Below are 17721 nucleotides of genomic sequence, written 5' to 3'. Positions count from 1 at the left end.
CAAGTATAACGGGCCGATTCGGCTTTACCTTTAATGAAGCGAAATCGCTTCGCGCACACGTTTGCAAGTTGAAAATCTGCTGCGTTTAAACAATCGCTGCCGGAGTAAGACCTGGGCGAACGAAAGGAATTCAGCACCTTTATATAAATGCTCAGGCGAGTGGCCCATTGAGCAAAGGTACGAATCGAACAGCGCCGAGAACGTGACGGGAAAAGCCGTTTTCTTCACGCACGATCAGCATCAGTTGTTGCACTTCTCCAGAGCCAACCGGGATCACCAGACGTCCGCCTGGTGCCAGTTGATCGAGCAAGGCTTGCGGCACATCGGTGGCCACGGCCGTGACGATGATGCCATTGTAAGGCGCCAGTGCCGGCCAGCCCTCCCAGCCATCACCCCAACGGAATACCACGTTGCGCAGGTTCAGTTCGACCAGACGCTCCTTGGCGCGATCCTGCAGGACCTTGATGCGCTCAACCGAGAACACCCGCTCGACCAGCTGCGACAACACGGCGGTCTGGTAACCGGAACCGGTGCCGATCTCCATTACTTTATCCAGCGGACCCGCCTCGAGTAGCAGCTCGCTCATGCGCGCCACCATGTAAGGCTGGGAAATGGTCTGGTTGTGGCCAATCGGCAGCGCCGTGTCTTCATAGGCGCGGTGCGCCAGCGCTTCGTCGACGAACAGATGACGCGGCGTACGCCGGATCACTTCCAGCACCTTGGCGTTGGACACACCTTCTTCGTAGAGCCGCTGAATCAGGCGTTCGCGCGTACGCTGCGAGGTCATGCCGATGCCGCTACGCAGCCGGTCTTCGTGTTCACGAGCCATCAGCGCAGTCCCTCCAGCCAGCCGTCGAGACTTCTGAAGGCATCGTTGAACGTACGATCAAGCTGTAACGGGGTCACGGACACAAAACCCTGCATCACTGCATGGAAATCGGTGCCCGGCCCGCCATCTTCGGCGTCGCCGGCAGCCGCAATCCAGTAACCGGCCTTGCCGCGCGGATCGACGACTTTCATCGGCGCCGCCGCCCGGGCGCGATGGCCGAGTCGGGTTAACTGAATGCCACGAATATGGTCGATCGGCAGATTCGGAATGTTCACGTTGAGTACCGTGCGCGGCGGCAGTTCGAGCCCGGCATGGGCCTCGACCAGTTTGCGCGCAAAGTAGGCCGCCGTCGGCAGATTATCCACCTGGCGCGAGACCAGCGAGAAAGCGAACGATGGACGCTCCAGGAAGCGCCCTTCAAGGGCGGCCGCCACGGTCCCGGAATACAACACATCATCGCCAAGGTTGGCGCCGAGGTTAATCCCGGAAACCACCATGTCCGCTTCGCGTTCCAGCAGGCCATTGAGGCCCAGGTGCACGCAGTCGGTCGGTGTGCCATTCAGGCTGATGAAGCCGTTGGCCAGGTATTGCGGGTGCAGCGGACGGTCGAGCGTCAGCGAACTGCTGGCGCCGCTTTTGTCCTGCTCCGGGGCGATAACCACGCATTCGGTGTAATCCGCCAGCGCAGCATAAAGCGCGGCGAGACCGGGTGCGGTTACCCCATCGTCGTTAGAAATCAGAATACGCATGGGCTGTCCGTCTGCCCCACCGGCACCAGATCAACGAGTTCGCGCACCAATACGGTGGCGAAGCATCCGGCCGGGAGGACGAATTCCAGTTGCAGAATGTCAGGCTGGGGATAATGCCACGTCAATCCGCCAATGGGCAGCCGCAGGATGCGACGTTCATGGCTCATGCCGGCATGAATCAACCAATCGCGCAGCTCTGCATGCTCGGCGGCGATCCCCTGCTCCAGATCATGGACTGCGCCTGCGGTCGGCGAGTCACCTTCGCCCCACTGCGGGCCGGTCGGATGCAGGTCGAGAATGGCCAGACGCGGGTCGCTGCATTCAGCTTCACCGGCCGGGAAAAAGCTGCGGCTGTCGGTGAATGCCAGCAGATCGCCGACTTGTGCCTTTTGCCAGGTGCCATCGGCGACCCGCGCCGCCAGCACCTGATTGAACAGAAAACTGCGCGCTGTCGAGAGCAGGCGCGAACGCACATTGCGTTGCTCAGGCAAAGCCTTGCGCGCCGCCCACGCACGCGCATCAACGACGTTGCCGCCATCATGGCCAAAACGCTGGGCGCCGAAATAATTGGGAATGCCTTGTTTGGCGATCAGTTGCAACCGCTCTTCGATGGCGGCTTTGTCGCCATTGAATTGAGTCAGGCGCAGCGTGAAGCCGTTGGCCGAATGCGCACCGCGTTGCAGCTTGCGCTTGTGTCGGGTGGTCTTGAGGATCTTCAGCGTGTCGTTTTCCGCTGCCGAAAGATCGGGATCAGCCTTGCCCGGCAACTGCACGCTGAACCACTGACGGGTCAGCGCCTGACGATCCTTGAGGCCGGCGTAGCTGACGGTGCGCAACGGCACGCCGGCAGCCTTGGCGATACGCCGCGCAGCCTCTTCGGTGTTCAGGCCACGCTTCTCGACCCAGATCCACAAATGTTCGCCGTCACCACTGAACGGGATGTCGAGAACTTCATCGACCTGAAAATCTTCAGCAATGGCTTTCAGTACCGCGCTGCCGAGGGGTTCGCCATAGGCCCGCGGGCCGAGCAATTGCAGTTCATTCATGCGCGCAGCAACAAGGCAACGGAGTGCACGGCAATGCCTTCTTCGCGACCGACAAAGCCAAGCTTCTCGGTGGTGGTAGCTTTCACGTTCACTTGATCCAACTCAACTTGTAGATCCGCAGCGATCAGCGCGCGCATCGATTCGATATGCGGGGCCATTTTTGGCGCCTGGGCGACGATGGTGTTATCGACGTTGCCGACTTTCCAGCCTTTGGCGTGGATCATCGCGACCACATGACGCAATAGCGCACGGCTGTCGGCGCCCTTGAATTGCGGGTCGGTGTCCGGGAAGTGTTTGCCGATATCGCCCAGCGCAGCAGCGCCGAGCAAGGCATCACTCAAGGCATGCAGCAGGACGTCACCGTCGGAGTGAGCGAGCAGCCCGAAGCTGTGTGCGATGCGCACGCCGCCCAGAGTAATGAAATCGCCTTCAGCGAAACGGTGCACATCATAGCCGTGGCCAATACGCATAAAAAAAACGCCCCGATTTTTGTCAGGGCGTGATTCTACCTGCATTAGGCCCGAAGGGCGCGTGCGTGATGCTGCAAGTGGTCGTCTATGAAGCTTGAGATGAAGAAATAGCTGTGGTCGTAGCCCGGTTGCAGGCGCAACGTCAGCGGGTGGCCCGCCTGTTTTGCCGCTTGTTGCAGTGCCTCGGGTTTGAGCTGGGTGGCGAGGAAGTCGTCACGATCACCTTGATCGACCAATAGCGGCAGCTTTTCATCCGCGTCGGCGATCAGCGCGCAGGCATCCCACTCCTTCCACTTCGAACGGTCTTCGCCCAGGTAACGGGAAAATGCCTTCTGACCCCACGGGCAATCCATCGGATTGTTGATGGGCGAAAATGCCGACACCGATTGATAACGCCCCGGATTACGCAATGCGCAGACCAGCGCGCCATGGCCGCCCATGGAGTGGCCGCTGATGCTGCGTTGGTCCGACGCAGGGAAATGCGCTTCAACCAGTGAAGGCAATTCCTGCACGACATAGTCATGCATCCGATAGTGTCGCGACCAAGGTTCCTGCGTGGCATTCAGATAGAACCCGGCGCCAAGGCCGAAATCCCATGCGCCATCCGGATCGCCCGGCACATCCGCGCCGCGTGGACTGGTGTCCGGGGCGACGATTATCAAACCGAGTTCGGCCGCCATGCGCAGGGCGCCGGCCTTGTGCATGAAGTTCTCATCAGTGCAGGTCAGGCCCGACAACCAGTACAGCACCGGCAGCTTGCCGCCCTGCTCTGCCTGCGGTGGCAGATAGACAGCGAACACCATGTCGCAACCGAGCACATCGGAACGATGGCGATAACGCTTGTGCCAACCGCCAAAACTCTTCTGACAGGAGATATTTTCCAGACTCATAGGATTCTCCCAGCTGCAAGCCACAAGCTTCGAGCTTCAAGAAAAGGCCTGATCGCCCTTGCTTGACGCTTGAAACTTGTAGCTTGGGGCTGCTTTTTAGAAATGAATGACGGTACGGATGCTCTTGCCTTCGTGCATCAGGTCGAACGCCTTGTTGATGTCTTCCAGACCCATGGTGTGGGTAATGAAAGTATCCAGAGGAATCTCGCCGCTTTGCGCCATGTCGACGTAGCTTGGCAACTCGGTACGACCGCGCACGCCGCCGAATGCCGAACCGCGCCAGACACGACCGGTGACCAACTGGAAAGGACGCGTAGCAATTTCCTGACCGGCACCGGCCACACCGATGATCACCGACTCGCCCCAGCCTTTGTGGCAGCACTCAAGCGCCGCGCGCATCAGTTGAACATTGCCGATGCACTCGAACGAGAAGTCGACGCCGCCGTCCGTCATGTCGACGATCACTTCCTGGATCGGACGATCGAAATCTTTCGGGTTCACGCAGTCGGTTGCACCGAGTTGCTTGGCGATTTCGAACTTGGCCGGGTTGATGTCGATAGCAATGATGCGCGCAGCCTTGGCTTTCACTGCACCGATCACTGCAGACAGACCGATGCCGCCCAGACCGAAGATAGCCACGGTGTCACCTGGCTTGACCTTGGCGGTGTTGAGCACCGCACCGATACCAGTGGTGACGCCACAGCCCAGCAGGCAGACCTTTTCCAGCGGCGCGTCTTTAGAGATCTTGGCCACGGAAATTTCCGGCAGCACGGTGTATTCCGAGAATGTCGAAGTACCCATGTAGTGGAAAATCGTCTCGCCCTTGTAGGAAAAACGCGAAGTACCGTCCGGCATCAGGCCTTTGCCCTGGGTTGCACGAATGGCCTGACACAGGTTGGTCTTGCCCGACTTGCAGAATTTGCACTGGCCGCATTCCGGGGTGTACAGCGGAATGACGTGATCGCCGACCGCAACCGAGGTCACGCCCTCGCCGATAGCCTCAACGATGGCGCCACCTTCGTGGCCGAGGATCGACGGGAAGATGCCTTCCGGGTCAGCGCCGGACAAGGTGTAGGCGTCGGTGTGGCAAACCCCGGAAGCCACCACGCGCAGCAACACTTCACCGGCCTTGGGCATGGCGACATCGACTTCTACGATTTCCAGCGGCTTTTTGGCCTCGAAGGCAACGGCGGCGCGCGACTTGATCATGCTGACTCTCCAGTGAATCCATTGAATAAAAAAACCAGACAAGAGTGTAATACATGGCCAGACGATGAATAATCCGGCCAAAAGCAAAACATTATTGCCATACAGGGATAATCCCGATGTCCGAAAATCGCTGGGAAGGCATTGACGAGTTCGTCGCCGTCGCCGAATGCAGCCAGTTCACCGCCGCGGCCGAACGCCTCGGGGTTTCTTCCTCGCACATCAGTCGACAAATCGTACGACTGGAAGAACGTTTACAAACGCGCCTGCTGTATCGCAGTACCCGTCGAGTGACGCTGACCGAGGCCGGCCAGACGTTCCTGCAGCATTGCCAGCGCTTGCAGGATGGTCGCGAGGAAGCATTGCGCGCCGTCGGCGACCTGACCAGCGAACCGAAAGGCATGTTGCGCATGACCTGCGCGGTGGCTTACGGCGAGCGATTTATCGTGCCGCTGGTGACAAGGTTCATGGGGCTGTATCCGCAGTTGCGCATCGATATCGAATTGAGCAACCGCCAACTCGATCTGGTGCATGAAGGGCTGGATCTGGCGATTCGACTGGGCCGACTGCAGGATTCGCGGTTGGTCGCTACTCGGCTGGCGCCTCGGCGCATGTACCTGTGTGCATCGCCGTCCTACCTGGAACGGTACGGTCGCCCACACAGCTTGTCGGAATTGAGCCGGCACAATTGCCTGATCGGCAGCACGGACATCTGGCAGCTTGAGCAAAACGGGCGGGAGTTTTCCCAACGAGTGCAGGGCAACTGGCGCTGCAACAGTGGGCAAGCAGTGCTGGATGCGGCGTTACAGGGTGTGGGGTTGTGTCAGTTGCCGGACTATTACGTGCTGGAGCATCTGCACAGTGGTGCGCTGATTTCGTTGCTGGAGGCGCATCAGCCGCCGAATACGGCGGTGTGGGCGTTGTATCCGCAGCAGCGGCATCTGTCGCCGAAGGTGCGCAAGTTGGTGGATTTTCTTAAGGAAGGGTTGGCTGAACAGCCGGAGTATCGGGTTTGAGATCAAAAGATCGCAGCCTTCGGCAGCTCCTACAGGGGGTTGCATTCCGTTGTAGGAGCTGCCGCAGGCTGCGATCCTTTAGCGGCGATTCGCCCAACGCTGGCGCAACCATTCGAGATCTTCCGGCCGGGTCACCTTGAGATTATCCGCCCGCCCTTCAATCAGTCGCGGCGCCAGCCCCGCCCACTCCATCGCTGAAGCCTCATCGGTAATCACCGCATCAGCAACCAGACTGTCCGCCAACGCCCGATGCAAAGCACCCAGTCGAAACATCTGCGGCGTGTACGCCTGCCAGATCACGCTACGATCCACGGTCTCAAGCACGCGACCATTTTTGTCGACGCGCTTCAGCGTGTCACGCGCAGGCACCGCCAGCAAACCGCCCACCGGGTCATCCGCCAGTTCATCCAGCAATTTGTCCAGATCCTCACGACTGAGGTTCGGCCGCGCCGCATCGTGTACCAGCACCCAATCTTCATCGTCGGCACCCTGCGCATGTAGGTGCAGCAAGGCATTGAGCACCGAGCCTGAACGCTCGGCACCGCCCTCAACCCGCTGAATACGCGGATCGCTGGCGCTCGCCAGGTTCGGCCAATAAGGATCATCGACAGCAAGACTGACCACCAGGCCTCGGAGGCTCGGGTGATCGAGGAAACAGCCGAGGCTGTGTTCGAGAATTGTGCGCCCGCCCAGTTGCAAGTACTGCTTGGGACGGTCCGCGGCCATACGGGCACCAACGCCCGCGGCAGGAATCACGGCCCAGAAGGCCGGCAGAGAATTGATCATTGGGCCAACTGGTAAAGGGTTTCGCCGTCCTTGACCATGCCCAACTCGTGACGAGCCCGTTCTTCAACGGTCTCCATGCCTTTTTTCAGCTCACTGACTTCAGCGTCCATCACTCGGTTGCGCTCCAGCAAACCCTCGTTCTCGGCATGTTGATCAGCAATCTGCTGATTCAGCTCGGCGACCTGCGCCAGACTGCCATTGCCCACCCACAGGCGGTACTGCAGACCGGCCAGCAGCAAGAGCAAAACGAGAAACAACCAGTAAGGACTGCGCATCGAATATCAGGTATCCAGTGAAAAAAGACAGCCACGCTAAAACTTTGAAGCATCTGATAGCACGAAGCCTGGAAAGATCCAGGCTTGTGCTGTTAAGGCATCAGATTAGTGGCAAATCCATCGCTGTCACGACTTTTTCGACACAATCCGGTGTCCTTTTATCAGTTTCCGCTTAACCGCGGAATTCGCTACGACCGTTGTACTTGGCTTTGCCATTCAACTGCTCTTCGATACGCAGCAGTTGGTTGTACTTGGAAACGCGGTCGGAACGGCACAGCGAACCGGTCTTGATCTGGCCAGCCGAGGTGCCCACAGCCAGGTCGGCGATGGTCGAATCTTCGGTTTCGCCCGAACGGTGCGAGATCACCGCGGTGTAACCGGCAGCCTTGGCCATCTGGATGGCTTCCAGGGTTTCGGTCAGGGTGCCGATCTGGTTGAACTTGATCAGGATCGAGTTGGCGATCTTTTTATCGATGCCTTCTTTCAGGATCTTGGTGTTGGTCACGAACAGATCGTCGCCGACCAGTTGGATTTTCTCGCCGATCTTGTCGGTGAGGACTTTCCAGCCAGCCCAGTCGGATTCATCCAGGCCATCTTCGATGGAGATGATCGGATAGCGCTCGGTCAGGCCTTTCAGGTAATCAGCAAAACCTTCGGAGGTGAACACATGCCCTTCACCGGCCAGGTTGTATTTGCCGTCTTCGTAGAATTCGCTGGCCGCGCAGTCGAGTGCCAGGGTCACGTCGGTGCCCAGCGTGTAACCGGCGTTGGCCACAGCTTCCGAGATCACTTTCAAAGCGTCTTCGTTGGACGCCAGGTTGGGTGCGAAACCCCCTTCGTCGCCAACGGCAGTGTTCAGGCCACGGGCCTTCAGCACAGCTTTCAAGTGATGGAAAATCTCGGTGCCCATACGCAGACCTTCCGAGAAAGACTTGGCGCCAACTGGCTGAACCATGAATTCCTGGATGTCGACGTTGTTATCGGCGTGCTCGCCACCGTTGATGATGTTCATCATCGGAACCGGCATCGAGTACACGCCAGGGGTGCCGTTCAGGTTGGCGATGTGAGCGTACAGTGGCAGGTCCTGGTCCTGTGCAGCAGCCTTGGCCGCAGCCAGGGAAACGGCGAGGATCGCGTTGGCGCCCAGGGAACCTTTGTTTTCAGTACCGTCGAGCTTGATCATCGCGTGATCCAGTGCTTTCTGGTCGCTTGGGTCGGTGCCCAGCAGCAGATCGCGGATCGGACCGTTGATGTTGGCTACCGCTTTGAGCACGCCCTTGCCCAGGTAACGGCTCTTGTCGCCATCACGCAGCTCGAGCGCTTCACGCGAGCCAGTGGATGCACCGGACGGCGCGCAAGCGCTGCCGATGATGCCGTTGTCGAGAAGCACGTCCGCTTCCACGGTGGGATTGCCACGGGAGTCGAGAACTTCACGACCTTTGATGTCGACGATTTTTGCCATTGTTGTAAACACTCCAAAGTTGACGAAAACGACGCAGCTAGAGGAAATCTTTTTACCGTCGGCAAGTGGTGTGCAGCGGGCAGCTTGCAGACGACAACGCACATGCCCGAGGGCATGTGCGACAAATCGTGCGGTACTTTACCGGAGAATTGAGTGTTACGCGGTTTCTACCGTCGGAAAACTCTTCACCAGTTCGTCCAACGCTTTGAGCTGGGCCAGGAATGGCTCCAGTTTGTCCAGACGCAAGGCGCAAGGGCCGTCGCATTTGGCATTGTCCGGATCCGGGTGAGCTTCGAGGAACAGACCGGCCAGCGCCTGGCTCATGCCGGCCTTGGCCAGATCCAGAACCTGTGCACGGCGACCGCCAGCGGAGTCGGAACGACCGCCAGGCATTTGCAGCGCGTGGGTCACGTCGAAGAATACCGGATACTCGAACTGCTTCATGATGCCGAAGCCGAGCATGTCGACCACGAGGTTGTTGTAGCCGAAGCTCGAACCACGCTCGCAGAGGATCAATTGATCGTTACCCGCTTCCACGCACTTGTTCAGGATGTGTTTCATTTCCTGAGGGGCGAGGAACTGGGCTTTCTTGATGTTGATGACTGCATTGGTCTTGGCCATCGCAACGACCAGATCGGTCTGGCGCGACAGGAAGGCCGGCAGTTGAATGATGTCGCAGATTTCAGCGACGACCGCGGCCTGCTCAGGCTCGTGAACGTCGGTGATGATCGGCACGCCGAAGGCTTGTTTGATGTCCTGGAAGATGCGCATGCCCTCTTCCAGGCCAGGACCACGATACGAGGTCACAGAAGACCGGTTGGCCTTGTCGAAACTGGCCTTGAACACGTAAGGGATACCGAGTTTCTCGGTGACCTTCACGTACTCTTCGCAAACCTGCATGGCCATGTCGCGGCTTTCCAGCACGTTCATGCCGCCGAACAGCACCATGGGTTTGTCGTTGGCAATCTCGATGTCGCCGACGCGGATGATCTTCTGTGCCATCGGGTTTACGCCTTCTTCTGGTGTTGAGCCAACGCTGCTTTGACGAAACCGCTGAACAGCGGATGGCCATCGCGTGGTGTCGAAGTGAACTCAGGGTGGAACTGGCAGGCGACGAACCATGGATGATCCGGTGCTTCAACCACTTCAACCAAGGCTGCATCAGCGGAACGACCGGAGATTTTCAGGCCGGCTTCGATGATTTGTGGCAGCAGGTTGTTGTTCACTTCGTAACGGTGACGGTGACGCTCGACGATCACGTCCTTGCCGTAGCAATCGTGCACCTTGGAGCCGGCTTCGAGCAGGCAATCCTGAGCGCCAAGGCGCATGGTGCCGCCCAGATCGGACGTTTCGGTACGCACTTCAACGGCGCCGGTCGCGTCTTCCCACTCGGTGATCAGACCCACAACCGGGTGGCCGCTGGCGCGGTCGAACTCGGTGGAGTTGGCGTCTTTCCAGCCCATCACGTTACGGGCAAATTCGATGACCGCCACTTGCATGCCGAGGCAGATGCCCAGGTACGGAACCTTGTTTTCGCGAGCGTATTGAACGGCAGTGATCTTGCCTTCCACGCCACGCAGACCGAAGCCGCCCGGTACGAGGATCGCGTCGACACCTTCGAGCAGCGCAGTGCCCTGATTTTCGATGTCTTCGGAATCGATGTAACGCAGGTTGACCTTGGTGCGGTTGCTGATGCCGGCGTGACTCATCGCTTCGATCAGCGACTTGTAGGCGTCCAGCAGTTCCATGTACTTGCCGACCATCGCGATGGTCACTTCGTGCTCCGGGTTCAGCTTGGCGTCAACCACCGCTTCCCACTCGGACAGATCAGCGCTGCCGCATTGCAGACCGAAACGCTCAACGACGAAATCGTCCAGACCCTGCGAGTGCAGAATGCCCGGGATCTTGTAGATGGTGTCGGCGTCTTCCAGCGCAATCACCGCACGTTCTTCAACGTTGGTGAACTGAGCGATCTTGCGACGCGACGAGATGTCGATCGGGTGATCGGAACGGCACACCAGCACGTCTGGCTGCAGGCCGATCGAACGCAGCTCTTTTACCGAGTGCTGAGTTGGCTTGGTCTTGGTCTCGCCAGCGGTGGCGATGTACGGCACCAGCGTCAGGTGCATCAGCATCGCGCGCTTGGCGCCGACTTCGAAACGCAGTTGACGGATGGCTTCGAGGAACGGTTGCGACTCGATGTCACCGACCGTGCCACCGATTTCAACCATCGCCACGTCAGCGTCACCGGCACCCTTGATGATGCGGCGCTTGATTTCGTCGGTGATGTGCGGAATCACCTGGATGGTTGCACCCAGGTAGTCACCACGGCGCTCTTTGCGCAGCACGTGCTCGTAGACACGGCCCGTGGTGAAGTTGTTGTTCTGGGTCATGGTCGTGCGGATGAACCGCTCGTAGTGGCCCAGGTCCAGGTCGGTCTCGGCGCCGTCGTGGGTGACGAACACTTCACCGTGCTGGAACGGGCTCATGGTGCCCGGGTCAACGTTGATGTACGGATCCAGCTTCAGCATGGTGACCTTAAGTCCCCGCGCCTCCAGGATGGCTGCCAATGAAGCCGATGCAATGCCTTTCCCCAAAGAAGAAACAACACCGCCCGTGACGAATATGTAGCGCGTCATGAAAAACCCTAGAAGTCTGCGTTAAAGCGGTCCGAGCCGCCGGGGAAAGCGAAGGAAGGCCGAAGCCCCCGATCACCTGCATTAATCACAGTGCACCTTTCAAAAAAACCGCCGCGTTGGGACAGACCGGCAGTGGAAACACCGGTACGTTGCTCGCTACACATTTTTTGGAATCGCCCAGCAAAGACTGCTTGGTAATCGGCAACTCCTGCAATTCAGGCGAATCCACAGAAGTTGTATCAAGAAGGGAGCGTAGTCTACCGGAATGCCCCTTTCATCTCAAACCTTGATCTTCGTCTGTTGGCTGCCAATGCAATTTCCAGCCTTCCCGCACATTGCCATCAAGACCCGGCAGGTTCGCCACCGCGAGCAATTCTGCACCGCGAAACAGCAGCGGCAATCTGCCACGCAGGAAGCTCGGCACGGCACGCTCGTTGAGCAGGCGCTTGAGGTCGCGGTGGCCGCGATCAGCCAGATGCAGCACTTCACCGCCCTGACGATAAGCGATGTGCAATGGCCCGCAAGGAGTCTGCCCGCTGAACATGACACACCCGTTATCGGGCAAGCGTAGCGCTGAAGATGGCGCCTGCCACTCAGCGCCGATCACTGGCGCGCGCAGCCAGTCGCCACTGAGCCACCACACACGACCGGCGCTGCGATGCAACTGGCCATCGGCCAGACGCCAGAGGGGTGAAGCATCGCCAGCGGCTTCGCACAGACTCGACCAACCCGACCAATGGTCAGTCTCAGGCAGTCGAGTCAACGGCTCGAGCCAATGACCGAGAGCATTTCGCTGGCGGGCTGCGGAGAGCGCTGCGAGCGGCGCCAGCTCAAGCGACGGCAATCCCAGCCATTGGAAATCATGAGCCGTCGCGGCCTGCGCCAGATCGATTTTTGCCAACTCATCAAGCAAGCCTTGCGCCTCACGCAGATGCGCGGCGCTGCGGGCCATGCTCGCCTGCGCTTGCGGCCAGCGCCCGGTCAGCAGCGGCATGACTTGATGACGCAGGTAGTTGCGCGAAAATTGCCGATCCTGATTCGACGGGTCTTCTATCCAGTGCAATTGCTGAGCCTGCGCGTAAGCTTCCAGCTCGGCCCGCGAGACATCCAGCAACGGACGAATCAACGTGCCCTGCCCCACCGGTCGTTGCTTCGGCATCCCTGACAACCCGCGCACACCGGCGCCACGCAATAACCGGAACAACAGCGTTTCCGCTTGATCATCGCGATGCTGACCGGTCAGCAATACATCATCAGCTTGCGTCAACGCACTGAACACCGCATATCGCGCATCCCGCGCCGCCCGTTCCAGACTGGCACCCGGCTGCACCGTCACGCGCTCGACCAGCAACGCTACACCCAGCGCAGCACAGACGGACTGACAATGCTGCGGCCACGCATCAGCCGCAGCCTGGAGGCCGTGATGGATATGAACAGCGCTTAACGGAGGGAGAGATTCGGTTTTTGCCAGAGAGGCAAGCAGATGCAGCAGGACGGTGGAATCGAGCCCACCCGAGAAAGCGATGCGCCAATGCGCGGCGTTGCGCCAAGGCTCCAGGTTGCGCAAAAGCCGTGAAGGCAAATCACTCTTCGAAGGATTCATAGAGATTGATCGCTTCTCAAAAGCTCTGTAGGAGCTGCCGCAGGCTGCGATCTTTTGATTTTGCTTTTTCAAGATCAAAAGATCGCAGCCTGCGGCAGCTCCCACATGGGTATCGCGCTTCGACTTAGAGGCCGTAGCTCATCAGTCGATCATAACGGCGCTTCAGGAGTGCTTCGTTATCGAACTTCTTCAGCATTGCCAGTTGCGAGCTCAGCTCCGCACGGATCGATGCGGCAGCAGTCGCCGGATCACGGTGCGCACCGCCCAGAGGCTCGCCGATCACCTTGTCGACGATACCCAGGCCTTTCAGGCGCTCGGCGGTGATGCCCATCGCTTCGGCAGCATCCGGCGCTTTTTCGGCGGTTTTCCACAGAATCGATGCGCAACCTTCCGGCGAGATCACCGCGTAGGTCGAGTACTGCAGCATGTTCAGCTGATCGCAGACGCCAATCGCCAGAGCACCGCCGGAACCACCTTCACCGATGACGGTGGCGATGATCGGGGTCTTCAGACGCGACATCACACGCAGGTTCCAGGCGATGGCTTCGCTCTGGTTGCGCTCTTCAGCGTCGATACCTGGGTAAGCACCCGGAGTGTCGATGAAGGTCAGGATCGGCATTTTGAAGCGCTCGGCCATTTCCATCAGGCGGCAGGCCTTGCGGTAGCCTTCCGGACGCGGCATACCGAAGTTGCGGCGTACCTTCTCGCGCACTTCGCGGCCTTTCTGGTGACCGATGATCATCACCGGCTGGTCGTCCAGACGAGCGATACCACCAACGATTGCAGCGTCGTCGGAGAAGTGACGGTCGCCGTGCAGTTCGTCGAACTCGGTGAAGATGTGCTCGATGTAGTCCAGGGTGTACGGGCGTTTCGGGTGACGCGCCAGGCGAGCGATCTGCCAGCTGGTCAGCTTGCCAAAGATGTCTTCGGTCAGCGTTTTGCTCTTGTCCTGCAGGCGGGAGATCTCATCGCCGATATTCAGCGAATTGTCATTACCGACCAAGCGCAACTCTTCGATCTTGGCTTGCAGGTCGGCGATCGGCTGTTCGAAATCTAGAAAATTCGGGTTCATAGGCGTCCGTCTTGGGTCGTGTCCCAAATGAGCTTGGGCCGGCCGGTTGTCTATTCGCGCCCTACCTTAAGGGAGAGGCGCGCTGAGGTCGAGATTAAAAATTCAGGTTGCGGGCGGGCGCCATGATGGCGCTCGCCGGTCAACGGTATTGGAGGAAGACGTTGTCTCGCCCGAACTGGTCACGCAGAGCCTGAATCAAGGCATCTGCCGGGTCGATTCGCCAGGTCTCGCCGAACTGCAGCAAGGTCTTCGCATCCGGGCTGGTGTACTCCATGGTGATCGGGCATGCGCCGCGATGGCGCTTGAGCAAATCCCCCAGCCAGCGTAGCTGATCGCCTTTCAGGTCCTGGGTTTGCAACTTCAGGCGCAGGCTTTCGGCGAGGTTGGTGCGCGCATCTTCCATGCTCATCACGCGCTTGACCCGCAGACGCAGGCCACCGGAGAAGTCGTCGTTACTGACTTCGCCTTCGACCACCACCATCGCGTCGGTCTGTAACAGCGACTGCGCGGAATGGAAAGCTTCGGCAAACAGCGACGCCTCGATTCGCCCGGAGCGGTCGTCGAGGGTGATGAAGCCCATCTTGTCGCCCTTTTTGTTCTTCATCACGCGCAGGGCAATGATCATCCCCGCCACGGTCTGGGTATCGCGCGCAGGCTTCAGGTCGATGATGCGCTGACGGGCGAAGCGGCGAATCTCGCCTTCGTATTCATCGATCGGGTGACCGGTCAGGTACAGGCCCAAGGTGTCTTTCTCACCTTTGAGGCGCTCCTTGAGGGTCATCTCCTTGGCCTTGCGATGGACGGCGTAAACGTCGGCGTCTTCCTCGACAAACAACCCGCCAAACAGATCGCTGTGACCACTGTCGTGAGTGCGCGCGGTCTGTTCAGCCGACTTGATCGCTTCTTCCATCGCCGCCAGCAACACAGCACGGTTACGGTCGATGTTGGCCTGGTAAGCCTTTTGCTCATCGTGGAAGAACGGGCCGAGACGATCCAGTGCACCGCTGCGGATCAGACCGTCGAGGGTGCGCTTGTTGATGCGTTTGAGGTCGACCCGCGCGCAGAAGTCGAACAGATCCTTGAACGGACCGGCCTGACGCGCTTCGGTGATCGCCTCGACCGGGCCTTCACCAACGCCTTTGATCGCGCCGAGGCCGTAAACAATGCGGCCATCGTCGTTCACCGTGAACTTGAACTCCGAAGTATTCACATCCGGCGCGTCGAGACGCAGCTTCATCGTGCGAATTTCTTCGATCAAGGTCACGACCTTGTCGGTGTTGTGCATGTCCGCCGACAGTACCGCGGCCATGAACGGCGCCGGGTAATGGGTTTTCAGCCAGGCAGTCTGGTACGACACCAGACCGTAAGCGGCGGAGTGAGACTTGTTGAAGCCGTAACCGGCGAATTTTTCCACCAGGTCGAAAATGTTACCGGCGAGGTCGGCGTCGATATTGTTGGTCTTGCAACCCTCAATGAAACCGCCGCGCTGCTTGGCCATCTCTTCGGGTTTTTTCTTACCCATCGCCCGCCGCAGCATGTCCGCACCGCCGAGGGTGTAACCGGCCATGACCTGGGCAATCTGCATCACCTGTTCCTGATACAGGATGATGCCGTACGTTGGCGCCAATACTGGCTTGAGGCCTTCGTACTGATAGTCGGAGTGCGGGTACGCCAGTTCGGCGCGACCGTGCTTACGGTTGATAAAGTCATCAACCATGCCCGATTGCAGCGGGCCCGGACGGAACAGGGCCACGAGTGCGATCAAGTCTTCAAGGCAGTCGGGCTTGAGCTTTTTGATCAGCTCTTTCATGCCTCGCGACTCAAGCTGGAATACCGCCGTGGTTTCTGCTTTTTGCAGCAGCGTGTACGTCGGTTTGTCGTCGAGCGGGATGAACGCGATGTCCAGCGGCGGCTCGTCGACCTTGGCGCGGTCGCGGTTGATGGTCTTCAGCGCCCAGTCGATTACCGTCAGAGTACGCAGACCGAGGAAGTCGAACTTCACCAGACCGGCGGCTTCAACGTCGTCCTTGTCGAACTGGGTTACCAGGCCGTCACCGGCCTCGTCGCAATAGATCGGCGAGAAGTCGGTCAGCTTGGTCGGCGCGATCACCACGCCACCGGCGTGTTTACCGACGTTACGCACAACGCCTTCAAGCTTGCGCGCCATCTCCCAGATTTCCGCCGCTTCTTCATCGACCTTGATGAAGTCACGCAGAATTTCTTCCTGCTCGTAGGCTTTTTCCAGGGTCATGCCGACTTCGAACGGAATCATCTTCGACAGACGATCGGCCAAGCCGTAGGACTTGCCCTGCACCCGCGCCACGTCCCGCACCACAGCCTTGGCGGCCATGGAACCGAACGTGATGATCTGGCTTACCGCGTTGCGGCCGTACTTTTCGGCCACGTAATCGATGACTCGGTCACGGCCGTCCATGCAGAAGTCGACGTCGAAGTCGGGCATCGATACCCGTTCCGGGTTAAGGAAACGTTCGAACAGCAGGTCGTATTCCAGCGGGTCGAGGTCGGTGATCTTCTGCACGTAGGCCACCAGCGATCCGGCACCCGAACCACGGCCCGGACCTACCGGTACGCCGTTACTCTTGGCCCACTGGATAAAGTCCATAACGATGAGGAAGTAACCGGGGAAGCCCATCTGGATGATGATATCCAGCTCGAAATTCAAGCGGTCGACATAGACCTGACGCTTGGCTTCGTAGTCTTCGGTGGTGTCTTTGGGCAGCAGTACCGCCAGTCGTTCTTCGAGACCGTCGAACGACACTTTGCGGAAATATTCGTCGATGGTCATGCCATCGGGGATCGGGAAGTTGGGCAGGAAGTGCGTGCCCAGTTTCACGTCGATGTTGCAGCGTTTGGCGATCTCGACGGTGTTTTCAATCGCGTCGGGAATATCGCTGAACAGCTCGATCATTTCCTCGGCGCTTTTCAGGTATTGCTGATCGCTGTAATTTTTCGAACGCCGCGGATCGTCGAGGGCGCGGCCCTCACCGATGCACACGCGGGTTTCGTGGGCGGCAAAATCTTCCTGCTTGATGAAGCGCACATCGTTACTCGCCACCAGCGGCGCGCCGAGTTTGTCGGCCAGTGCCACGGCGCCGTGCAGTTGCTCTTCATCGTTGGGCCGATTGGTGCGCTGGATTTCCAGATAGAAACGATCCGGGAACACCGTCATCCACTCGCGCGCCAAGGCTTCGGCTTCCGCCGGGTTGCCACCGATAAGGGCCATACCGATCTCGCCTTCTTTGGCGGCGGACAGCATGATCAGGCCTTCATTGGCTTCGGCGACCCACTGGCGCTCGACAATGATCATGCCGTTGCGTTGGCCTTCGATGAAGCCGCGCGAGATCAACTCAGTCAGGTTGCGATAACCCTTGGCGTTCATCACCAGCAGGCTGAGCCGGCTCAGCGGTGCGTCCGGGTCCTTGTTCGACAGCCACAGGTCGGCGCCGCAGATCGGCTTGATGCCTGCGCCCATGGTGTTTTTATAAAATTTGACCAGCGAACACATGTTGTTCTGGTCGGTGACCGCGACCGCCGGCATGTTCATGGCGGTCAGCGCTTTAACCAGCGGCTTGATCCGCACCAGCCCGTCGACCAGCGAGTATTCAGTGTGCAGGCGTAGATGAACGAATGAAGCCGGCATAGTGATCCTGTCCAGTT

The 17721-nt window shown here is 59.0% G+C and carries 15 protein-coding genes; 1 reads left to right on the top strand and 14 read right to left on the bottom strand.

The window, feature by feature from the left end; all coding sequences use genetic code 11:
* Nucleotides 1-151: 151 nt before the first annotated feature.
* The 6 genes from JFT91_RS25895 to JFT91_RS25870 all read right to left on the bottom strand — a co-directional run bounded on the left by JFT91_RS25895 (nt 152) and on the right by JFT91_RS25870 (nt 5193).
* Nucleotides 152-787, bottom strand: a complete 636-nt coding sequence (locus JFT91_RS25895; protein WP_177323314.1) for a protein-L-isoaspartate(D-aspartate) O-methyltransferase — start codon at nt 785-787, stop codon at nt 152-154.
* A 41-nt stretch (nt 788-828) separates the two neighbouring features.
* Nucleotides 829-1578 carry a 5'/3'-nucleotidase SurE gene (gene surE / locus JFT91_RS25890; protein ID WP_201227752.1) on the bottom strand — a complete coding sequence of 250 codons (750 nt, stop codon included), beginning with the start codon at nt 1576-1578 and terminating at the stop codon, nt 829-831.
* Nucleotides 1566-2624 (bottom strand): tRNA pseudouridine(13) synthase TruD, encoded by a 1059-nt coding sequence (gene truD / locus JFT91_RS25885; protein WP_201146721.1) that lies wholly within the window; start codon nt 2622-2624, stop codon nt 1566-1568. The genes surE and truD overlap by 13 nt, the downstream gene beginning before the upstream one ends.
* Entirely contained in the window at nt 2621-3094 is a 474-nt protein-coding gene (ispF, locus tag JFT91_RS25880) for a 2-C-methyl-D-erythritol 2,4-cyclodiphosphate synthase (RefSeq protein ID WP_201234264.1), read from the bottom strand. Before ispF ends, truD begins: the two co-directional genes overlap by 4 nt.
* A 44-nt stretch (nt 3095-3138) precedes the next feature.
* The gene (gene fghA, locus JFT91_RS25875; protein WP_201234263.1) at nt 3139-3984 is read right to left on the bottom strand and encodes an S-formylglutathione hydrolase; all 846 of its coding nucleotides are present in this window, start codon (nt 3982-3984) and stop codon (nt 3139-3141) included.
* Nucleotides 3985-4080: 96 nt separating this feature from the next.
* On the bottom strand, nt 4081-5193 hold the full coding sequence (locus JFT91_RS25870; RefSeq protein ID WP_007908835.1) for an S-(hydroxymethyl)glutathione dehydrogenase/class III alcohol dehydrogenase: 1113 nt from the start codon (nt 5191-5193) through the stop codon (nt 4081-4083).
* Between the two features lie 116 nt (nt 5194-5309).
* Here JFT91_RS25870 and JFT91_RS25865 point away from each other — a divergent pair, with 116 nt between their 5' ends.
* Nucleotides 5310-6206, top strand: a complete 897-nt coding sequence (locus JFT91_RS25865) for a LysR family transcriptional regulator (protein ID WP_201234262.1) — start codon at nt 5310-5312, stop codon at nt 6204-6206.
* A 78-nt stretch (nt 6207-6284) separates the two neighbouring features.
* On the opposite strand, the gene ispD is transcribed toward JFT91_RS25865, so the two are convergent.
* The 8 genes from ispD to dnaE all read right to left on the bottom strand — a co-directional run bounded on the left by ispD (nt 6285) and on the right by dnaE (nt 17704).
* A complete protein-coding gene (ispD, locus tag JFT91_RS25860; RefSeq protein WP_201227755.1) occupies nt 6285-6992 on the bottom strand; it encodes a 2-C-methyl-D-erythritol 4-phosphate cytidylyltransferase in 708 nt (235 codons plus the stop codon).
* Nucleotides 6989-7267: a cell division protein FtsB gene (ftsB, locus tag JFT91_RS25855; RefSeq protein WP_007908838.1), complete on the bottom strand. Its 279-nt coding sequence runs from the start codon at nt 7265-7267 to the stop codon at nt 6989-6991. The genes ispD and ftsB overlap by 4 nt, the downstream gene beginning before the upstream one ends.
* Before the next feature lie 172 nt (nt 7268-7439).
* Nucleotides 7440-8729, bottom strand: a complete 1290-nt coding sequence (gene eno / locus JFT91_RS25850; protein WP_201227756.1) for a phosphopyruvate hydratase — start codon at nt 8727-8729, stop codon at nt 7440-7442.
* A gap of 156 nt (nt 8730-8885) precedes the next feature.
* Nucleotides 8886-9731 carry a 3-deoxy-8-phosphooctulonate synthase gene (gene kdsA / locus JFT91_RS25845; RefSeq protein WP_201146715.1) on the bottom strand — a complete coding sequence of 282 codons (846 nt, stop codon included), beginning with the start codon at nt 9729-9731 and terminating at the stop codon, nt 8886-8888.
* A gap of 5 nt (nt 9732-9736) precedes the next feature.
* Nucleotides 9737-11368, bottom strand: a complete 1632-nt coding sequence (pyrG, locus tag JFT91_RS25840; protein WP_187679145.1) for a CTP synthase — start codon at nt 11366-11368, stop codon at nt 9737-9739.
* Between the two features lie 274 nt (nt 11369-11642).
* Nucleotides 11643-12971 (bottom strand): tRNA lysidine(34) synthetase TilS, encoded by a 1329-nt coding sequence (gene tilS, locus JFT91_RS25835; protein WP_201234261.1) that lies wholly within the window; start codon nt 12969-12971, stop codon nt 11643-11645.
* Between the two features lie 124 nt (nt 12972-13095).
* Complete coding sequence (locus JFT91_RS25830; RefSeq protein ID WP_016985086.1) at nt 13096-14043, bottom strand: acetyl-CoA carboxylase carboxyltransferase subunit alpha; 948 nt, start codon at nt 14041-14043, stop codon at nt 13096-13098.
* 139 nt (nt 14044-14182) lie between these two features.
* A complete protein-coding gene (gene dnaE, locus JFT91_RS25825) occupies nt 14183-17704 on the bottom strand; it encodes a DNA polymerase III subunit alpha (protein ID WP_201227758.1) in 3522 nt (1173 codons plus the stop codon).
* Between the last annotated feature and the right edge of the window lie 17 nt (nt 17705-17721).

It is taken from the genome of Pseudomonas sp. TH08, assembly GCF_016651275.1.
Taxonomy (GTDB): domain Bacteria; phylum Pseudomonadota; class Gammaproteobacteria; order Pseudomonadales; family Pseudomonadaceae; genus Aquipseudomonas.
Note: the sequence above shows the minus strand (reverse complement) of the source record. Positions and strands in the feature narration are given on the sequence as shown.

What these genes read in the sequence shown, in the direction of transcription:
- kdsA (WP_201146715.1), bottom strand. Translation starts at nt 9,731, where the DNA reads ATGGCACAGAAGATCATCCGCGTCGGCGACATCGAGATTGCCAACGAC.
- ispD (WP_201227755.1), bottom strand. Translation starts at nt 6,992, where the DNA reads ATGATCAATTCTCTGCCGGCCTTCTGGGCCGTGATTCCTGCCGCGGGC.
- truD (WP_201146721.1), bottom strand. Translation starts at nt 2,624, where the DNA reads ATGAATGAACTGCAATTGCTCGGCCCGCGGGCCTATGGCGAACCCCTC.
- surE (WP_201227752.1), bottom strand. Translation starts at nt 1,578, where the DNA reads ATGCGTATTCTGATTTCTAACGACGATGGGGTAACCGCACCCGGTCTC.
- JFT91_RS25895 (WP_177323314.1), bottom strand. Translation starts at nt 787, where the DNA reads ATGACCTCGCAGCGTACGCGCGAACGCCTGATTCAGCGGCTCTACGAA.
- pyrG (WP_187679145.1), bottom strand. Translation starts at nt 11,368, where the DNA reads ATGACGCGCTACATATTCGTCACGGGCGGTGTTGTTTCTTCTTTGGGG.
- JFT91_RS25865 (WP_201234262.1), top strand. Translation starts at nt 5,310, where the DNA reads ATGTCCGAAAATCGCTGGGAAGGCATTGACGAGTTCGTCGCCGTCGCC.
- eno (WP_201227756.1), bottom strand. Translation starts at nt 8,729, where the DNA reads ATGGCAAAAATCGTCGACATCAAAGGTCGTGAAGTTCTCGACTCCCGT.
- dnaE (WP_201227758.1), bottom strand. Translation starts at nt 17,704, where the DNA reads ATGCCGGCTTCATTCGTTCATCTACGCCTGCACACTGAATACTCGCTG.
- ftsB (WP_007908838.1), bottom strand. Translation starts at nt 7,267, where the DNA reads ATGCGCAGTCCTTACTGGTTGTTTCTCGTTTTGCTCTTGCTGCTGGCC.
- ispF (WP_201234264.1), bottom strand. Translation starts at nt 3,094, where the DNA reads ATGCGTATTGGCCACGGCTATGATGTGCACCGTTTCGCTGAAGGCGAT.
- JFT91_RS25830 (WP_016985086.1), bottom strand. Translation starts at nt 14,043, where the DNA reads ATGAACCCGAATTTTCTAGATTTCGAACAGCCGATCGCCGACCTGCAA.
- JFT91_RS25870 (WP_007908835.1), bottom strand. Translation starts at nt 5,193, where the DNA reads ATGATCAAGTCGCGCGCCGCCGTTGCCTTCGAGGCCAAAAAGCCGCTG.
- fghA (WP_201234263.1), bottom strand. Translation starts at nt 3,984, where the DNA reads ATGAGTCTGGAAAATATCTCCTGTCAGAAGAGTTTTGGCGGTTGGCAC.
- tilS (WP_201234261.1), bottom strand. Translation starts at nt 12,971, where the DNA reads ATGAATCCTTCGAAGAGTGATTTGCCTTCACGGCTTTTGCGCAACCTG.